Source organism: Komagataeibacter kakiaceti JCM 25156 (genome assembly GCF_000613305.1).
The window spans coordinates 24,522-42,727 of the sequence record NZ_BAIO01000002.1 but is presented as its reverse complement, the minus strand read 5'-3'; the positions used below and the strand labels follow the sequence as shown (position 1 = coordinate 42,727).

Genomic DNA, 18,206 nt, shown 5'->3' with positions numbered 1-18,206 from the left:
CTGCGGGTGTCACGCTGAGCGATGTGGACATCTATCACAGCGACTGGGCTGTGGCGGGAGTATCCGGTCTTGAATAAACCCACCAACCCGCCCGGCATGGCGCCGGGCACGCCGCCAATCCTGCAACTGCGCGGCATCGCCAAGCTCTTTCCCGGCGTCGTGGCCAACAAGGACGTGGATCTTGATGTCTGGCCGGGCGAAATCCATGCCCTGCTGGGTGAAAACGGGGCGGGCAAGTCCACGCTGATGAATGTCGTGACCGGCATCTACCAGCCGGAGGAAGGCGAGATCATCCTCGATGGCTATGGCCAGACCTTCTCCTCCCCGCAGGATGCGATCCGCGCGGGCATCGGCATGGTGCATCAGCACTTCAAGCTGGTGGAAGCCTTCAGCGTGGCCGAAAACATCCATCTGGCTGGGACGAAGCGCCCCGCATCGCGTCACCCGCCGTCATGGAAGCCCGCACGCGCGAGATTTCGGAACGCTTCGGCTTTCCCGTCCGGCCCGATGCGCGTGTATGCGACCTGTCGGCGGGCGAGCAGCAGCGTGTCGAGATCCTGCGCGTGCTGGCGCGCAAGGCCCGCCTGCTGATCATGGACGAACCCACCGCCGTCCTGACGCCGGAGGAGACGCAGGAACTCTTCCGCGCGCTGCGCGCGTTCCGGGCGCAGGGCAACGCCGTCATCATCATCAGCCACAAACTTGATGAAGTGATGGAGATTTCGGACCGGGTGAGCATCCTGCGGCGCGGGCGCAAGGTCGGCACGTTCAATACGGCGGACTGCACGCCCTCCATGCTGGCCGCGACCATGGTGGGCCGTGACATTGTCCGGTGCAACATGCGCACCCGCCCCGAAGGGGCCGCCCCGATCGCCACCACGCCGATCATGCAGTTGCGCAATGTCACCGTGCGCGATGACCGGGGCGTGGACACGCTGCGCGATGTCAGCCTTGACCTGCATGGCGGCGAGATTCTGGGCATCGCGGGCGTGGCCGGTAACGGACAGCGCGAACTGACGCATGTGCTGACCGGCCTCATGGCCCGCACATCGGGCGAGATCGTGCTTGACGGCAGTCTGGTCTCCCGCGCGGATCCGGCCCTGTTCGCGGCGGCGGGCGTGGGCCACATCCCCGAGGACCGGTTGCGCAGCGCGCTTGCGCCCTCGCTGTCGATCACGACCAACATGGCGCTGCGCGAATATGTCCATGCCCCCATCGGGCGGCACGGCCTGTACGACGCCGCCGCCGCCAGCGCGCTGGCGGGCGAGATCGCGGAACTGGCGCAGGTCACCATTCCCGATTTCGCCATGCCGGTGCGCAACCTGTCGGGCGGTAACCAGCAAAGGCTGGTCGCCCGGCGTGAAATCCGCATCGCCAGCCGGGTTCTGGTCGCGGCCTATCCCGCGCGCGGGCTGGATATCGGGGCCATCGCCACCATGCTGGGCTACCTGACCGACCTGCGTGACCAGGGGGTGGCCGTTGTCTTCATTTCAGAGGATCTGGAAGACCTGCTGAATGTATCGGACCGGATCGGGGTCATGTTCCATGGCCGCCTCATGTCCGTGATCGAGGCCGAGGGGGCGGACATCGCCACAATCGGGATGCTTATGGGGGGGCGCGAGCCGACCGACATGCAACCAGGAGCAGCACAGTAATGGCCACACGTGCATTCCAGCGCCTGCCAACGGCGCCCGCGGGGCGGATTCTCGCCCTCCGGCTGGTGGCGATCATCGTGTCGCTGTTCATCATCGCCGGGGTGCTGGCGCTGGCCGGGCACAGCCCGCTCATGCTGGCGCAACTGATCCTGCGCTCCACACTGGGTTCACGCTTCGGGCTGGAGGATCTGGCCCTGTTCATGTGCCCGCTGCTGCTGACCGGCGCGGCGGTAACCGTATGCGGCACGATCGGCCTATGGAATATCGGGGCGGAGGGCCAGTTCTACGCTGGCGCCATCGCCGCGACCGGCGTGGCGCTGGGGCTGCATGGCCCGGCGCTCGTGCTGCTGCCGCTCATGACCATCGCGGGAATTCTGGGGGGCATGGCGTGGATCGCGGTGCCGACTCTGGCGCGTGCCTATGCCGGGGTGAATGAGATCATCACCACCCTGCTGCTCAACTTCATCGCGTCGCTCCTGACATATTACCTGACCACCGGCCCATGGCGGGACCGGATCAGCGGGGCGCAGGTCTCCACCCAGCGGATTCCGGTTTCCATTCCCGAAATGTGGGGCATCGTGCACTGGGGCTTCCCGGTGGCCATCATGATCGTGATCGGGCTGGCGCTGGTGCTGTCGCACACCCGCTGGGGGTATGAAATCCGTATTGGCGGGGCGAACCCGGAAGCGGCGCGCTATGCCGGGATTCCGGTGCAGTTGCGCATCATTTCGGTCATGCTGCTTTCGGGCGGGCTGGCGGGACTGGCGGGCATGTTTGAAGTGGCGGGCACGGTCCACCGCCTGCAGGGCGGCATGGCCAATAATTTCGGCTATCTGGGCATTGTGGTGGCGGTGCTGGCGCGGGGGTCGTGCCTGAACGTGATCCCGGCCGCCCTGCTTATGGCGCTTATCCTTGATTCCGGCATTGTCATGCAGACACAGCAGCTTTCGGCTTCGGTCATTCTGGCCATTACCGGGCTGATCCTGTTCATGATCGCGATCGGGGATGAACTGGCGCATTACCGGCCTGTGGCCAAGGTGGCGACGGGGGGGAAACTATCATGATCACATTGCTGACAGGCATGCTGGCCACCGCCGTGCTGGCCGGTGGCGTGCTCGCCCTTGCCGCGCTGGGGGAAGTCCTGGCCGAACGGGTGGGCGTAACCAACCTGGGCGTGGAAGGACTCATGGCGCTGGGGGCGGTTACGGCCGTCATCACCGTCTTTTCCATTCACTCCCCATGGGTCGGGCTGCTGGCCGCCATTCTGGTGGGCGCGCTGGGGGGCATGGTATTCGCCTTTGGCGCCGTGGTGATGCGGGCCAACCAGGTGCTGTGCGGTCTGGCCACCACCTTCATGGGGCTGGGGCTGTCCACCGCGCTGGGGCATAATTACGCGGGGCAGCCGGTGGATGCGATCTTCGGGCATGTCAACATCCCGCTGCTTTCCGCCATTCCGGTTATTGGCCCGGCCCTGTTTGGCCAGAACATCCTGATCGTGCCGATCTACGTGCTGCTGCCGCTGCTGGTGCATTTCGTGATGTTCCGCACACGCCATGGCCTGAACATGCGCGCGGTGGGGGAAAACCCGGCGGCGGCGGATGCGGCGGGCATCCCCGTCATGGCCATGCGGTTCTGGTACGTCACCCTTGGCGGGGCGTTCGCGGGCATGGCGGGCGGCTACCTGACGCTGACCTATGTGCCGGTATGGTCCGAAGGCATGGTGGCGGGACGCGGCTGGATCGCGCTGGCGCTGGTCATCTTCGCGGGCTACCGGCCGGTTATCGTCACACTTTCAGCCCTGCTGTTCGGGCTGGTTACGGCGCTGTCCTTTGTCGGGCAGGCGCATAACTGGCCGATTGATCCGCGTTCCTGAACATGCTGCCCTATCTGGGCACGATGGCCTTCATCATCGTGCCCGTGGTTGTCTGGCACCGCATGCGCCGCATCATGCCGCACCCGCCGCGCTGGCGCAGCCCTATTATCGCGACGTGCGCTGAAGCCTTCGTAACCCCTGCATCACGGGCGGGTTCCCGACCCGTGATGCAGGATATCGGCCGAGATATGGCGTGCGTAGCCCGCGGAATCGAGCTGTCGGGAAACAGGCCCAGCAGCTTGAGTTCATCCACATAGCGCGCGATCTGGGTTTTCAGGTCGTTGCCAACGGGGCTTATGCCCAGTACCTCGTGGCGCATCATCTGCAGGATCTCGTCCTGCCGCATGCCCGCCACCCGGCCATCAAGCAGGGTCGCGGCCTCGGGCATGTGGGCGGGAAGCCAGCGGGCGGCATTGTACAACGCCAGCACCAGCGCCACGGCGGCGGGTGGCGTCTGCTGCAGCAGATCCGTCGAGACGCCCAGCGCGAGATTGGTGCGGCGCGCGTACAGGCCGTTCACGCTATTGACCAGTTCGACCAGACCCAGCGCCGGGTTGCCCAGCAACTGCCACGCCAGCGGATCGTGCAGCGCCACGGCATCGACTTCCGGCCAGCAGGGCGTCATCAATCTGGTCAGGCGGCAGAATGACCCAGTTCGGGGCGGTATCGGGGTTCAGGCCCTTGCGCCGCAGGATGACGGAAAAGAACAGGCGATCGGCCATATCCGCATTCAGCACGGCAATCCGGTGCCCGACGAGATCCTCGATCTTGGCGATTCTGAGCCTGCGGCGCACCAGCAGGCGGAACGTGCCCGCCTGCAACCCCATGACAAGCCGGGCCGGCAGATCCGCATTCGCCTGAAAGGCCTGCAACCATGACAGCAGCGGCGCCACCGCCGCCATGCACCGCCCGGCCTGAAGATCGGCAATGGCGTCCCGCCCTGTCAGCACCCCTTCGCGCAGATGCACGTCCAGCCGGTACTGTGAAAAGAAATCCTGCCTGAGCGCCACGTTATACAGCGTTGAAGTCGTGACATAAGGCCATGACAGGGTCAGGTCATGGGGTTCGCCATCCAGCAGGGCATCATCACGCCGGACAATACGGGCCTGCTGGCGGCTTTGCAGCCATTGCGCGCCCACCATGGCGCACCCCGCCGCGGCCAGCAGCGGCATAACCACGCGACGGCGCGGCAGCAGCCGCTTCCCGTCCCTGTTCTCTTCTACCATTAGCTGCGGTTTCTCCTGCCCTGCGAAGGTGTTACCGTTCTTTTACCCGGTATGGCCCCCCTTATTTCCCTTTTTGAAAAAAAAGTTCAAAAGAGGGGTTTACGCCTCCCCATCCGTATGGCTATAAGCTGCTCAACGCTGATCCCGAATAGCTCAGTTGGTAGAGCAAGCGACTGTTAATCGCTGGGTCGTAGGTTCGAGTCCTACTTCGGGAGCCACCTTTCCTTAAAATAGAATATGGCGCGACAGGGCCACCATTCAGACTTCGATCCGAAGCTGGAATGGTGCCTTCATGGCTGTGGTCGCATGGCGAGGATGGGGATAATAGCCCCCATGCCTCCTTATGAGACTGTCTGCAAAGCCTGCTCAGGGATATTCCGCGAATTGCAGGAAGGCTTTGCCGCCATTTAACGAAAATCCGCCCTGAATTTCGTAACGGCGGCCTGTGCGCAGGCTTCGTCCTTCTCCCCGCCCGGCGCGCCCGAAACGCCGATACCACCCAGCACGGCATGATCGGATACGCGGCGCAACGTGACCCCGCCCGGCACGAACAGCACCTCCGGAATGGTGTTGAGCGCGCCATTGGCCGGGCCTGTCACCTTGGCCGCGATCAGTTCGCTGGTCGTATCCATGTTGAAGGCCAGACCATAGGAATAGGCCGTATAGGCCTTGCGATACGACACTGACAGCGATTGCAGCGGCACGCTGTCCCCCTTGATTACGGCCTGCTGGTGGCCGGTCGTATCCACAACCGTGGCGGTAACGGAATACCCCTGCGCGGCGCAGGCGCGCACGGCTTCGGCGGCCAGTTGCCCGGCCGTGGACCAGTCCAGTTTCGCTGTCGTGACAATATGGCTCTGGGCATGCGCATGACCACCTGCCACGAACCCCGCAAGGACAATGGCATTACGTAACAACCGATGTGAAAACATCTCCGGCCATTCCCTGTTGTGGTGCCACATGATGCAGAACAGTCCTGACCCCACGCAACCACAAAAGCCGCCTGTTCCGCCCCCTGCCGGTCACAACAAGGCGTGAAGTCCGCCCCGCCCATGCCCGCATCCGGAACCGGGGAAGGAAATAATCACGCAGCCGCACGGCATATGCCCGGAAAGCCCGGCCACAACGCAGAACCGTATCCGTAAACCAGCGTTACAGACTTTCTTTCCCCGCGCGGATGTTTCCATTCCGGGCAGGCGACAGAGCCGTGCGGAAATGGCAGGAAAGCATGCACAGCCTGTCATATATTGCATATATTTCACAACTTAACAAAAATAAACTTCCGTGCCGGAATTTTTATATATCATATGTGAGATATAAATAAGGAAGAATGCAATTTGTCAGACATTACGGCACTTGTTCTTGACGTTGGCCTGTTTGTTATTTTCCCGTGGGGATTGTGGCGGTTGCTGCACCGGGCGATACCTATTGTCGTCCTGCCGATCCTGCTCGGGATCATACTGGCCGTCATGCATGCGCCGGTGCAACGGTTCGGCATTCCGTCCGTTCTGGGCAACAACATAGGCTGGCTGGCCGTACTGGTGCTGGCGTTCACCGCCGGGCTGGAAATGTGGCAGGATCCGGATGTCCACCCTTCCGCCCATACCATCCCCTCCCCGCCACTGGGGCGGCTGCTGGGGGGCGCGCTGGTCGCCCTGGGGGGACCGTTCCTGCTCGGGTCCGTCTGTGTCTATTATTTCCTTCTGCCGCTGCATGGGTGGCAGCCGCCGCATGTCGGGCCGCTGATCGGGGCAATGTCGATCGGGCTGTGCATCGCCGTCAGCGCGCTGCCCGTGCTGATCGGGATCGTGCGTGAACTGGACCCGGTCCAGCGTTCCATCGGCCAGCTTGCGCTCAAGCTGGCGGTAGTGGATGACGCGGCGCTGTGGATCGGGCTGGTGGCGCTCCAGTTCATGGCGCGCGGTTCCGCCGCCCTGCACGGATGGACCGGACTGGAATTCGTGGCGGTCGCGCTGCTGGTCGCGCTGGCCATAGCCAGCAACTGGGCCACCCGCCACATGCCCAATCCCCCCGCCTGGGCATATGGGCGGCGGTGCCGGTCTATCTGGCCGCCGGATCATGGGCCAGCATGCAGCTTGGCCTGCATGAACTGATCGGGGCCTATTTTGCCGGTGCCCTCATGCCGCCCCGATGGGTCGCGCGCCTGCCGGTGGAACGGGTGGGCACGTTCTCGCTTATCTGGCTGGCGCCGATGTTCTTTGGCCATAGCGGACTGCACATCAATGGCGATGCGCTGACATGGCCCTCGGTCACGGCATCGCTGCTGCTGGTTGTCATTTCCGTGCTGGCCAAGATGGGATCGGTCTATCTCTTCCCGCCCGCCCCGAACCTGACACGGCGACAGGCGCTGGGCATGGGCGCGCTTTTGCAGTGCAAGGGACTGATGGAAATCGTGGCGGCCACCATCCTGCACGCGCAGGGCATGCTGTCGGATTTCGCCTTTGCCTCGCTCATGGTGCTGGCGGTGATCTCCACGGCGCTGACCGGCCCGCTATTCCGCCTGCTGGCCCCGCGCACGGGCGATGGACGCGCCACCGCCTGAAGGAAAGGCCGGGTGCCTGATCCCCACTTTCATTCAGGGGTAATGTCATCCAGCCGGTCCAGCTTCCATAGGGCGGGAAACATCCGTATCCACAGGGCGGTCACGACCAGCGTGCCCACACCGCCCAGCGCCACGGACCCGACCGGCCCGATCAGGCTGGCGACCATTCCGCTCTCGAACTCGCCAAGCTGGTTGGAGGAGCCAAGGAACAGCATGTTCACGGCGGAAACCCGCCCCCGCATGCTGTCGGGCGTGCGCAGTTGCACCAGCGCCCCGCGCACCACCACGCTGACCACGTCCGCGCCCCCCAGAACGGCAAGCGCCACGATGGAAACCGCCATGGACCGCGACAGGGCGAAAATAATGGTCGCCACCCCGAACAGGGCCACCGCCGCGAACATGCGCGCCCCCGCATGGTGGTTGAGCGGCCGCCATACCAGCAGCAGCGAACACAGCACCGCCCCGACGGCTGGCGCGGCCCGGAGCAGGCCAAGCCCCAGTGGACCGGCATGCAGGATGTCACTGGCATAGACCGGCAGCATGGCGGTCGCCCCGCCCAGCAGCACCGCGAACAGATCCAGCGAGATCGCCCCCAGCATATCGGGCCGGGCACGCATGAAGTGCATGACCTCCACAAAGGCCGCGCGGGAAAGCGGGGCACGCGCACGCGGCGTGAACGCAAGGCGGATCCGCAGCGTGCCAATGCACGCACACGCGAACCCGGCGGCGCAGACAAGGTAGCATACCCCCGCCCCCGCCCCATACAGCAGACCGCCCACCGATGGGCCGGTCACCGCCGCGGCCTGGAATAGGGAGGAAGAGACCGCCGCCGCGCGCGGGAACATGTGGGCGGGCACAAGGGCGGGCAGGAAGGTCTGCTGGCACGGCATCTCGAACGCGCGCGCCGCGCCGAATATGATGACCAGCACATAGATCATCCATGGCGTTGTCCAGCCCCCCAGCGCCCCGATGGCCATGAACAGCGCCGCGACCGCCTCGATACACTGGCACGTCACCACAATGGCCTGCCGGTTGAAGTAATCCGCCGCATGACCCGCGGGCAACAGCAGCCCGACCATGGGCAGGAACTGCGCCAGCCCCACCAGCGCCAGCGCGGTGGTGCTGTGGGTCAGCGCATAGATCTGCCACCCCACCGCCACCGCCTGCACGCAGGCGGAAAAGGACGAAGCCGTACGCGCGGCCAGAAACGCCACAAGGCCCGGATTATGGCGAAGGGAATCGGGCCGGACGGGCGGTTGGCTCCCGCTGGCGGCAGGCGAATGGGGGCTGAAGACATAATCTCTGCATCCTAGCAGCAGCCATGGCGGATTTCCTACGCTTCCCCGCTTAAAAATTCTGTTCCCGCGTTTGCAAATCCGCCCCAACACGGGCAAAAGCTGTTCCATGACAGACCCCGCCAGACATGCCGCCACCGCCGCCCCGCAGGGGGACGCGCGCGACTGGCTCGATATTCGTGCCGGTACGGTCGTGGCGGCCCTGCCCGTGCCCGAGGGGCAGCCGCACGCCTTCTGGCTGACCATTGATTTCGGCCCCCATATCGGGACCCGGCATTCGGTGGCGCGGGTCGGTCGTCGCTACAGTCCTGCCCGGCTGATCGGGCGGCAGGTCTGCGCGGTCATCAACATCCCGCCCCGGCAGGTCGGAACCTTCCGCAGTGAAGTGCTGACGCTGGGCATGCCCGACAGTAATGGAGAAGCCATCCTGATCCGCCCGGATGGCCGTGTTCCCGATGGAGGAAAACTTTTCTGATGGCTACAAGCTACGCAACCGTAACATGGGACCAGCTGCACCGAGATGCGCGCCAACTGGCCAGCACGCTGATCACCCGTGGCCCCTTCAAGGGAATCGTGGCCATCACGCGCGGTGGCATGATCCCCGCCGCGATCATCGCCCGTGAACTGGACTGCCGCCTGATCGAGACCGTCTCCGTCGTGACCTACGACGAAGAAAAAATGGGCCAGCCCAACGTGATCAAGAAACCCGAAGCCGCCGGTGACGGGGAAGGCTTCGTGATCATTGATGACCTGGTGGATTCCGGGGTCACGGCCCAGCTCGTGCGCCAGATGCTGCCCAAGGCGGTGTTCGCCTGCCTGTACGCCAAACCCGCGGGCCGTCCCATCACGGATCTGTTCGTGGTGGAAGTGCCGCAGGACACATGGGTACTCTTCCCGTGGGACACCGCGCCGCTGTTCATTCCGCCGCTGGCCAGCAAATCGGCCGGGGAAGAGTGATTTCCTCCTCAACACGAGGTATTGTTGACCGCGCCCGCCGCCATGACTTGCCGCGGAGGTGACGGGCGCGGTATTTTTTTGCAAGAATGTGCTTGCCAGCGCGGCAGTTGCCACATAGGTTCCCGCTCGTGGTCGCGGGGCGTGGCGCAGCCTGGTAGCGCGCGTGTTTTGGGTACACGAGGCCCCCGGTTCGAGTCCGGGCGCCCCGACCATATCCAGGGAGACGAGATGTTGTTACGAGCCCGGATTTACAGAAAGTCGAAGCCCTCCACCCAGTCGGGTCAGGCTGGCACCCACACATGGGTGCTGGAATATGGGCAGAACCGGCCCCGCCATGTCGATTCCCTGATGGGATGGACCGGCTGTGCGGATACGCCCTCACAGGTGCGGCTCCAGTTCCCCGATCAGGATAGCGCTGTGGCCTACGCGACCGAGGAAGGCATCCCCTTCGATATCGAGATCCCGCCCCCCGCATCCGCCGCGCCAAAGCCTATGCCGATAATTTCCGTTATGATCGTATCCAGAACTGGACGCATTAAGCGCCATCTGGCACAACGACATGCCACGCGCCCTTAGCTCAGTCGGATAGAGCAACAGCCTTCTAAGCTGTGGGTCGCTGGTTCGAATCCAGCAGGGCGCGCCAGTTTTCAAGGGGTTAGCCGCTTTGGCGCTTGCCCGGCCTGCTACATGTCATGGCTCGTGGCGGGATCGACCTGCGCTGGTCGACCCCGCGTAACGATGGCCCGGTGTTACGTCGCCACCCTTACTCCCAATGCTGTTACTGGCTAAACCATCTGCGCAGATGGCGCAGGTTGCAGGTATTCCTTCTATATTTTATCTCGGGCTCCGCGATCATGGCGTGGATGACCATCATGCCCGAAATCCCCCTCCCCTTGCAGTTCCAATAGCGATACTGAACCAATGGCGACCGGTCACATGACCAAGGGTGCAAATGACCGCCTCCCATATTGAAAAGCGGGGCGCGGTCTTTCTGCCTGTCCGGCCTGAGATGGTGGAAGAAAAGCCTGACGGTCACGGATGGCCAGCCAGACCATTCGCCCCTGGCCCGACCAGCTGAATTGACGGTGTATTTGCGTACCGCAACGCATATCCAGCCTCGCAACCATATAGATTGGGGCGATGAGTACGGCTGGCACAATCGCCATGGTCTCTGCCCGTATCTGGAAGAACGGCGTTTCCTGATGCTTTTTGAAAAAAGCTTCACCAAAAACTTTCTTCTGGTTTAAAAATATTTCATAGGCAGATCATTAGCAAATATCCAAAAATAAATTCTAAATATTCTTCTTGTAAATGACGAGTATTTCCTTGCCCTGCCTGGCTTATAAACTTCAGCATAATTTCTATTTATTGCATCATACAATTTCTTTCTCACCGTTTCATTTTCATCACTATTCGCAGGTGCATGCGACATAATATACATCGGCTTCTGGCTCAGCACCTTGTCAATCTCCTGAGCCGGGTCCATGCCTGTCGATTTTTTTTCGATGTCGGAATGGAAATGTCCGGGAAAAGGATGGTCCGTCAATTTACAGAACTGGTAAAAATCATAGAATATGGTGGAACCATTATAGATAAACAGGCATCCCCTGTCTTTTGAAAGCACATTCAGGACTTCCCTGAATACTTTGCCATTCCCTTCTTCCTGCCGGTGTTTGAGAATAATCATCTGCCCCTGTATCGTTCCGGCAAGCAGCAGCAGCGGCAGCCAGACCTTGCCAACCGCACTGGTAAAAAGTGGAGCCGAGGCAATGGAAAGCGGCAGGAATGCCGGTATTGCATAATGATTATACCATCCACCAATTGATAAAATACCAACAATGGAAACAGCAGACCATGCGTTGAAAAACAGATCGCATTTTCTCTGCTCATCCGTTCTGTTTTTACAGATTACTTTTTGCAAAATTATATTTACGAACAGCGGCACCACAAGCAACAGCAGATTCATGCCGTTATGCATAAGGATGTTGGCCGGTTCCTTGCCGCGCTGGAATATGGAAACCATATTGGCGAACCACCACGCGTGCCCATACCCGCACAGACCGTAAATCCCGCCCACCAGTGCGGTTGGCAACAGGGCGATGGTGGCGAACGCAAGGGCGTATTTACAGATTTCCGGCCATGAAAACCCGTTTCTGGCCAATAGATAAAGCAGGTAAATACCAGCGAAACAGCCTTCAAACACGGTCGTATATTTTATCTGCATGGACAGGCCAAACAGAAGCATGGCAATGCAGGATTTCCTGATAATCCGGGCGTGGGAAATATTCCGCGCAATAATGATCTGGACAATGTGCAGCATCGCGTAACTGACAGGCAGATCATAAAATACCGGCGACTGGCCGCGTTCACCACCAGCAAGGTTGAGCCAGGCAATATAGATCAGCGCAACCACAAGCGCGCCAGCACGCGACGAGACGGTTCTGGCCATTTTCATGATAAGAAGGCTTGTCAGCCAGACGCTGATCAGTGCCCCCACCTGATAGGCCCAGACCCGATATGGGCCAAACAGATGGAAAAATTCGTAGAGTATAAAAAGACCTAAGGGCTTCCTGTCCCATATATCCACAAAAGGGATGGAACCATGAAGCATTTCCCCACCGACGAACAGGTAGAAGGCTTCATCAGTAGTAAAGACAGGATTTCCGAAAGACAGGAACCGACACAGAATACAAAAAACAAGACTTATGAAATAATATTCATAGGGTATGCGATTATAACTTCCTTTGTTTTTACCCATTATAAATCTCATAATCCGCTTAAATTCCACAATCCATGAATAAAAAGTAAAAAAATCGGCAGACCTGTCTTTATTTCTTACCCTTACCCCGCACGGAAAATATCCGTTTTTCTCATACGGGAAAAGCGGCACGGACCCGACAGGACCAATTTCCCGCATGCCCCATGCGCGCGCAAACATACCGGCCTGATTTACCCGACGCGAGAGAACGCCACGGGTTCCCGGAACGCACGCAATTCTTCCACCGGTTGCAGGAATTGCAAAAAAAGTCTCCGCCCGGCCCAGGGGAGTACGGTCCCTGTAAAAGACGTCAGCCAGCCTTTTCCTTGATCCCGGCGGAAACGGATTCCGATGGCGGCTCCACCGGTTTGCGGCCTGGCGCCACACGGCGAAACCAGGCAAAGACAGGACGCAGGCAGACACACAGCATGATCAGCGCCGCCACGTCGGCCGCCGCCGCCGCCCCCTCCAGATGCCAGGTCATGGTCATGCCATAGACCAGGGGCAGATAGGTCAGCGTGACGATGATCCGTCCCTTCAGCACCTGCGAAATCTGCCCCATGACCGTCAGCAACGGTTCCAGCGGCACCACGCCCAGCCCCAGAATGGCGCTCCCCAGCATCAGCATGATCAGATGGCGTCCACCGTGCCAGTGCACATGCAGCATCCATGTCAGCAGGGTATTGCCCACCGCCATCGCCACCCCCATGAGCACGACGGAAAACCCGGCAATCATGCAGAACAGCTTGATCGTCACGCGCTTGATGCCATACCAGTCCTGCTTTTCACGCAGGCGGATGAATTCGGGGTAAAGGGCCGGCATCATAAGCTGCGCGGGCTTGGCGATCCCTTCGCCAATCTGGCGGGAAACGCGGTACACTGCCGCATCCGCCGGCCCCAGGATTCCGCCCACAAGCAGGGTGCCAAACTGGTTGAAGACCGAGCCCAGCACATGGTTGAAACTGGTGGAAAGCGTGAACCGCCAGATGCCCGGCGCATCCTCCGGCTTCAGGCGGGTAAACAGGCTGAACCGCAGGGAACCTCTGGCATGGCGCAGTTGCAGCAGCCCCAGCGTGGTGCCGCTTATGAACATGGTTATCTGTGTCGCGCTCCACACCATCAGGTAATAATCCAGCCCCATATGCCACATGAACCCGATGCCCGAGCCCACGGTACGGACCATGATGCCGGTCAGGTCGGTCAGCATTGTCAGCCAGAAGCAGTTACACAGGCGGAAAACCCCCGCCGACCAGCTTATGTTCATGAACCACAGGGTCAGCATATAGCCAAAGGCCGCCCCCTGATCCGCCGGGGGCCACCCCATATAGGTGCCGAACAGCGCCACCCCCCCGGTCCCGACAAGCCAGCCAAGCCCGCCGCTGATGTAATCCGCCCGTATGCAGAACGCCAGCACGCGTGAGAACTGCGCCCGCCTGCCGTTGGTGAACGGATCTGTGCCATAATGCAGCAAGGGCTGCCAGGATTGCAGATGCGTCGCGGCCGATACCGCCGTGCCGAAGGTGGTCACGAGCATGAGCACACCGAACTGCTGCAGCCCCAGCGCGCGCACCGCCCATGCGACATACACAAAACTGCAGATCGCGTTCGTCGCCCGCCCGGCGATCAGGAAACCGGTATTGCCGAATATACGCTTGAGCGCATCCCGTTCCTCAGTGGACATGGGTCATCACACGCGCAAAAACCCGTGCACGGGACAGAACCGGACACGTTCCTTCCAGGCAACAGACGAAAACGATGGCGCAAGCTCCTCTTAATACGGTCATGACCGGCGGAGAGTGAAGCGCCTTATCCGTCACTTCGCCCCGCGCGGGCACTCTAATGCGGCACCCCCTTCACGACTAGCCCCCCGCACCCCGCATTGCAACCGGCTGGCAACTGGAGAGGCCGCCAGCGCCCAGCCAACCGCCATGAACATCCACCCCGCACTTGGCTGGGTCAGGAATGAACTGCTGGACTGGACCGGCCAGAACAGGACGCCACATGTCACCGCCAGCATCAGCCGCTGCGGATCACGCGCGGGCACGATCCCCGCGCACATCACCCGCAGCCAGCACAGGCTCAGGGCCATGAACAGGATCAGTGCGGGCACACCCCCCATGGTTCCCATCAGCAGGTAATAATTATGCGGATGCAGGTTACATCCGCTGGCCCCGCCATACGGTCCTTCAGCCACACCCAGCCATGGCAGGCCATGGAAATAGGCCGGGTCCGGGCAGGCATGGCGAAAACCGTCAAAGCCCAGCCCCAGCCATGGATGGTGCCAGATCATGACCCCGGCGCGGATGAACAGCATTCCGTAAGGGCTCTGGGCAAAGCCGCGCATATGCATGATAAAATTCACAACCAGCTTGTGATAGGCCTGCGGCGCCAGCACCGGGGACACCCCGATACCGATTGCCCCGCATATACCGACCACCACCAGCCCGCCCCGCAGGCGCGGCACCAGAATCCCGACAATTCCCATACCCGCCAGCAGGCAGAGCAGCGGCATACGCTGGGCCACCAGCACCATTGTCAGGACCAGCCCCAGCAACATGCCCCCCGCCATGACCCGCCCCCGCGCGCCTTCACGCCAGGGCAAGCCGTATGGCTGGGGAAAAGGGCTGGCAGCGCGGTCATGACCAGCGCCTGCCCGGCGCGGGGTGCCCATAGCGGCCCCAGCAGCGCGCCATCCGCCCAGCGGCCATACCCCAGGAAATTACGTCCACACAGATATTGCTGCCAGCATCCGGCCACCAGCCACAACGCGACGGCCCCATAAGCCCGGACCATGACGCCACGCGTCCGCGAATCTGGCAATATCCATACCTGCAATGCCGCGACAAACAGGAAATACCGCACCAGACACAGGGCTTGCATGACCGCATGCGCACCGCCCATCACCGCGGAAGACAGGACGATTTCCCCCCACAGCATGCCCGCCACGACAACCCATGCCTGTCGTAGCCAGCCCCAGTCACGGCACAGCATACAGTGGGCGACAAACAGCACGGCCACCGCCGTCATGACGATTTCCGCCGGGGCGAGCGCGTACAGCAGGAGCAGCGGCATCGGGACAACAAGCCCGGTCACAACCCGCCGCATCCAGAGTTCTGCCTGCCGCATTCCCGCCCCCTTCCGGCTCCGCCTGTTGCGTCATACCGTATCAGGTGGATGTATCGCAGGGAGCAGGAAAACCAAACCGAAGGAATCCTCCTGAAACGATCCGTCACCTCATTCCAGGGGCCATCTGAAAAGCCCGCCTGAACATCCTGTTGACAGGACGCACCGCCACGCGACAGGTCAACGGAGCGTTCGTCCCTACAATCCGGAAGGCCGGCACCATTCCACGCCCCGGCCATCCATCACGGAAGTCATTCATGCCGACACTGTCCTACCACGCCGAATGGCGTCCCCATGCTCCGGCGGATTTACCGTCCTGCCATGCCACATCCTATCCGGCGCGGTTGCGGGATGGCTCCACCCTGATCCTGCCCCTCCGTCCGCTGCCTGATGGACACAGGGCCATCGCCCTGCTCATGTCCAACCAGACGGATTTTGCCATCGAGCGTGAAATCATCCGGTTGCTGACGGACATGGCGCGGGAACTGGCCCCGGAAGTGATCGTGGGGGTTCCGACCATGGGGCTGGCCTATGCACGGCCCGTGGCGGAAAACCTCGGGCTCGACAACTATGTCGCACTGGGGCACTCACGCAAATTCTGGTACGATGAGGCACTTTCGGAACCACTCACCTCCTCCACCAGTCCGGACCTGAGCAAGCGGTTATATCTGGACCCCGCACTTGTCGAACGTGTGCGGGGCAAGCGTGTCCTGATCGTGGATGACGTGCTGAACACTGGCCGGACCGCTGCGGTTGCGACCCGGCTCATGCACAGGGCGCAGGCCAAGGTCATCGGCATCATGGCCGTGCTGACGGAAGGCTGGGCCTGGCAGGCTGAGTTGCGCAAGATCGGACAGGACGCGCCCGATCTGGTTCACGCCCTGGGGCATATCCCCCTGTTTGAACGTGAAGCTCAGGGATGGCGCCCCATCGCGGGGACCTGAATGCGGATACTTCCCGGCATGCAGGGCTGCGCAGGTATATTCCGTAAATCGGAAGTTTCGGGGCGTCGCCTTTTCCCGAAAAGGCGACGTTTCCTGAAGCTTTCTGGATAAAGCTTCACCATGATTACAGGGTATTTCGTGGACTGGCTTTTTTAACAGCCTCCCATAAGGACGTATCGGGAAAACGCCGCCTGTTTGGAAACCGGTTATGGCCCGGAATTGTTGGCGACGACGTTTACCTTCTCCCTGGAGTTGTCCGCGACACCTCCGGCGCAGCCCCGGAACACATTGCCCGTGATGGTGCCATAAGCCACCTTCGGATCAATACGAACCGCTCCCATTGCAGTAGTACTGGTCCTGTCGGAACCACCGCAGAAATTCACCCCGCTGACCACGAAGGAACCGGAATCGGCCCCCACGCCATCAGCCTGCGCCTGCAGGAGAATGCCAAACGTGTCGGCTGACCTGGAATATGCCGCCCGGCGCTGATTGCACCCCATGATATCGCCGCCGATGAATTTGAAATCCTTGGCCGCGAACGTAACGCATGACCCCGCCGCACCTTCGACCTTTCCACCGTAAAATTCAACATGACCGGCACCGGCAAATGCACCCGACGCGACAATGCGAATGAGATTGTCAGGCCGGTTATAACCGAAGCACTGGAACGAATACGCCTCCAGATGAACAAGGTCGGTCGAATCAAGGCATGCGGACCTGTCAACGTTGTTGAGTGCGTTAATCTCCGTTTCCATGCGATCTATGTGAATGAACTGCGGGCATTCCCCTATCTGGATCGCGTTGGGGCAGTCAATTTTCAACCCGATGCTTGGCTGGTTACAGGTGCCGTGGCGGATCCACGTTGTCGCGGCGAAGCCTGACAGATGAATACAGCTTCCCGGAACAAAGCCCCTGGCGGATGACAGCATTTCATCAACGTGAAAATCGAATATTTCCGTAACATCACCCCGTGTCGCGCAGCCGCCGGGGCCAGAGGCGCAGTAATCTCCGGTAAAGGCGACAGCATACCCGTCATGAAGGGCCGGAGATGACGCCATCTGCTTTGCATAGAAGTCGTGAAACCGGTTCTTGAAGCCCGAATACGCCTTGAACAGGTTATAGGCTCCGTACGAATAGACATGATCCACCAGGCAACCGGCGCAATGGTCGAACTCGACGGCATAGCCGGTCTGGGTGACGGCTTCCGGTGTGTTCGCAAAGGTGAAGGCAACCGATGTCAGCCGCCCCCCATAGAAATATTTGTCACCCGCAGGCACTGGCATATTGAACTGGAACAGGGACGCATTGCCGCTTCCCCGCACCACAAAGCGACTGCCCCCGCTGGTGCGCGCCGCCGCCGGTGCCGCGAATGGTCACACCCGCGCATGGAATGGAATGACCGGCCGAAGCGGAGATGACATAATCCCCCGCCGGGAAGAACAGTTCACCGCCGGGGCTCGGGCTGTGCGCGCAGATTGCCGTTAGTGCGTTCTGGATGGCCGCGTCATCATTCGTGGTGCCATCCCCCTTGGCCCCGAAGTCCTTGACGCTCACGGTATCCTCAAGCCTGAGCAGCAACGTACGCTCCTTTGCCCGCGCCCAGGATGGAGAATACTGGATGAGCGTGGACAGCACGCAGGCCGCAGCATTCTGACATGTAAATGATGTCGCCGTGATCGCGCCATTCGTGGCCGCCGACGTCGTGGGGTTCTCGTGCCAGTTCGACAAGGATTGCGCCCATCCCTGCGCGGTCATGCAGACAAGACACAGGGCGGCCAGGAGGAAGCGTTTCATTCTTCGGTTTCTCCATCC

Annotated in this window: 14 protein-coding genes, 3 tRNA genes and 5 pseudogenes; 13 read left to right on the top strand and 9 right to left on the bottom strand. The window is 61.3% G+C overall.

Translation table 11 applies throughout. From position 1 onward, the window contains the following. Window positions 1-21 precede the first annotated feature (21 nt). From JCM25156_RS32500 to JCM25156_RS20405, 4 genes and pseudogenes are all read left to right on the top strand, one after another. Window positions 22-551 (top strand): annotated as a pseudogene (locus tag JCM25156_RS32500) (ATP-binding cassette domain-containing protein); the annotation flags it as partial. A gap of 42 nt (window positions 552-593) precedes the next feature. Further along, window positions 594-1,655 (top strand): ATP-binding cassette domain-containing protein, encoded by a 1,062-nt coding sequence (locus JCM25156_RS20410; protein WP_407637078.1) that lies wholly within the window; start codon window positions 594-596, stop codon window positions 1,653-1,655. Further along, entirely contained in the window at window positions 1,655-2,719 is a 1,065-nt protein-coding gene (locus tag JCM25156_RS00815) for an ABC transporter permease (RefSeq protein WP_025811588.1), read from the top strand. The genes JCM25156_RS20410 and JCM25156_RS00815 overlap by 1 nt, the downstream gene beginning before the upstream one ends. Beyond that, window positions 2,716-3,652 (top strand): annotated as a pseudogene (locus JCM25156_RS20405) (ABC transporter permease). The gene JCM25156_RS00815 and the pseudogene JCM25156_RS20405 overlap by 4 nt, the downstream one beginning before the upstream one ends. Before the next feature lie 19 nt (window positions 3,653-3,671). Here the strand turns inward: JCM25156_RS20405 and JCM25156_RS20400 are convergent. Further along, window positions 3,672-4,754: pseudogene (locus tag JCM25156_RS20400) on the bottom strand (ABC transporter substrate-binding protein). Window positions 4,755-4,896: 142 nt separating this feature from the next. Between JCM25156_RS20400 and JCM25156_RS00800 the strand changes: the two are divergent. Continuing rightward, window positions 4,897-4,972, top strand: a tRNA-Asn gene (locus tag JCM25156_RS00800). Between the two features lie 189 nt (window positions 4,973-5,161). Here JCM25156_RS00800 and JCM25156_RS00795 read toward each other — a convergent pair. After that, complete coding sequence (locus tag JCM25156_RS00795) at window positions 5,162-5,686, bottom strand: GlcG/HbpS family heme-binding protein (RefSeq protein WP_025811586.1); 525 nt, start codon at window positions 5,684-5,686, stop codon at window positions 5,162-5,164. 405 nt (window positions 5,687-6,091) lie between these two features. On the opposite strand from JCM25156_RS00795, the pseudogene JCM25156_RS20395 reads away from it, so the two are divergent. Then, window positions 6,092-7,317, top strand: a pseudogene (locus tag JCM25156_RS20395) (cation:proton antiporter). Between the two features lie 29 nt (window positions 7,318-7,346). Here the strand turns inward: JCM25156_RS20395 and JCM25156_RS00785 are convergent. Beyond that, window positions 7,347-8,633 carry an MFS transporter gene (locus JCM25156_RS00785; RefSeq protein ID WP_034957928.1) on the bottom strand — a complete coding sequence of 429 codons (1,287 nt, stop codon included), beginning with the start codon at window positions 8,631-8,633 and terminating at the stop codon, window positions 7,347-7,349. Window positions 8,634-8,721: 88 nt separating this feature from the next. Between JCM25156_RS00785 and JCM25156_RS00780 the strand changes: the two genes are divergently transcribed. From JCM25156_RS00780 to JCM25156_RS00755, 6 genes and pseudogenes are all read left to right on the top strand, one after another. After that, window positions 8,722-9,087: a tRNA-binding protein gene (locus tag JCM25156_RS00780; protein WP_025811584.1), complete on the top strand. Its 366-nt coding sequence runs from the start codon at window positions 8,722-8,724 to the stop codon at window positions 9,085-9,087. After that, window positions 9,087-9,569 (top strand): xanthine phosphoribosyltransferase, encoded by a 483-nt coding sequence (gpt, locus tag JCM25156_RS00775; protein ID WP_025811583.1) that lies wholly within the window; start codon window positions 9,087-9,089, stop codon window positions 9,567-9,569. Before JCM25156_RS00780 ends, gpt begins: the two co-directional genes overlap by 1 nt. A gap of 135 nt (window positions 9,570-9,704) precedes the next feature. Next, window positions 9,705-9,781, top strand: a tRNA-Pro gene (locus tag JCM25156_RS00770). A gap of 16 nt (window positions 9,782-9,797) precedes the next feature. Further along, window positions 9,798-10,108, top strand: a pseudogene (locus JCM25156_RS26920) (ETC complex I subunit). 27 nt (window positions 10,109-10,135) lie between these two features. Next, window positions 10,136-10,212 (top strand) — tRNA-Arg (locus tag JCM25156_RS00760). Between the two features lie 325 nt (window positions 10,213-10,537). After that, window positions 10,538-10,816 (top strand): hypothetical protein, encoded by a 279-nt coding sequence (locus JCM25156_RS00755; protein ID WP_025811581.1) that lies wholly within the window; start codon window positions 10,538-10,540, stop codon window positions 10,814-10,816. Here the strand turns inward: JCM25156_RS00755 and JCM25156_RS00750 are convergent. The 4 genes from JCM25156_RS00750 to JCM25156_RS30340 form a co-directional block, all read right to left on the bottom strand. Further along, entirely contained in the window at window positions 10,813-12,714 is a 1,902-nt protein-coding gene (locus JCM25156_RS00750) for an ArnT family glycosyltransferase (RefSeq protein ID WP_148299266.1), read from the bottom strand. The genes JCM25156_RS00755 and JCM25156_RS00750 overlap by 4 nt on opposite strands. Next, the gene (locus JCM25156_RS00745; RefSeq protein ID WP_025811578.1) at window positions 12,638-14,008 is read right to left on the bottom strand and encodes a lipopolysaccharide biosynthesis protein; all 1,371 of its coding nucleotides are present in this window, start codon (window positions 14,006-14,008) and stop codon (window positions 12,638-12,640) included. Before JCM25156_RS00745 ends, JCM25156_RS00750 begins: the two co-directional genes overlap by 77 nt. 132 nt (window positions 14,009-14,140) lie before the next feature. Continuing rightward, window positions 14,141-14,896, bottom strand: a complete 756-nt coding sequence (locus tag JCM25156_RS30345; RefSeq protein ID WP_242402353.1) for an O-antigen ligase family protein — start codon at window positions 14,894-14,896, stop codon at window positions 14,141-14,143. Beyond that, window positions 14,863-15,453 carry a hypothetical protein gene (locus JCM25156_RS30340; RefSeq protein ID WP_242402352.1) on the bottom strand — a complete coding sequence of 197 codons (591 nt, stop codon included), beginning with the start codon at window positions 15,451-15,453 and terminating at the stop codon, window positions 14,863-14,865. The genes JCM25156_RS30345 and JCM25156_RS30340 overlap by 34 nt, the downstream gene beginning before the upstream one ends. Before the next feature lie 254 nt (window positions 15,454-15,707). Between JCM25156_RS30340 and JCM25156_RS00735 the strand changes: the two genes are divergently transcribed. Then, window positions 15,708-16,394, top strand: coding sequence for a phosphoribosyltransferase (locus JCM25156_RS00735; protein WP_025811576.1), 687 nt, complete (start codon window positions 15,708-15,710; stop codon window positions 16,392-16,394). A gap of 206 nt (window positions 16,395-16,600) precedes the next feature. On the opposite strand, the gene JCM25156_RS00730 is transcribed toward JCM25156_RS00735, so the two are convergent. Both JCM25156_RS00730 and JCM25156_RS00725 read right to left on the bottom strand, forming a co-directional pair. Next, window positions 16,601-17,719, bottom strand: coding sequence for a hypothetical protein (locus tag JCM25156_RS00730; RefSeq protein ID WP_148299265.1), 1,119 nt, complete (start codon window positions 17,717-17,719; stop codon window positions 16,601-16,603). Beyond that, window positions 17,658-18,188, bottom strand: a complete 531-nt coding sequence (locus tag JCM25156_RS00725; protein WP_025811573.1) for a glycosyl hydrolase family 28-related protein — start codon at window positions 18,186-18,188, stop codon at window positions 17,658-17,660. Before JCM25156_RS00725 ends, JCM25156_RS00730 begins: the two co-directional genes overlap by 62 nt. Window positions 18,189-18,206 lie beyond the last annotated feature (18 nt).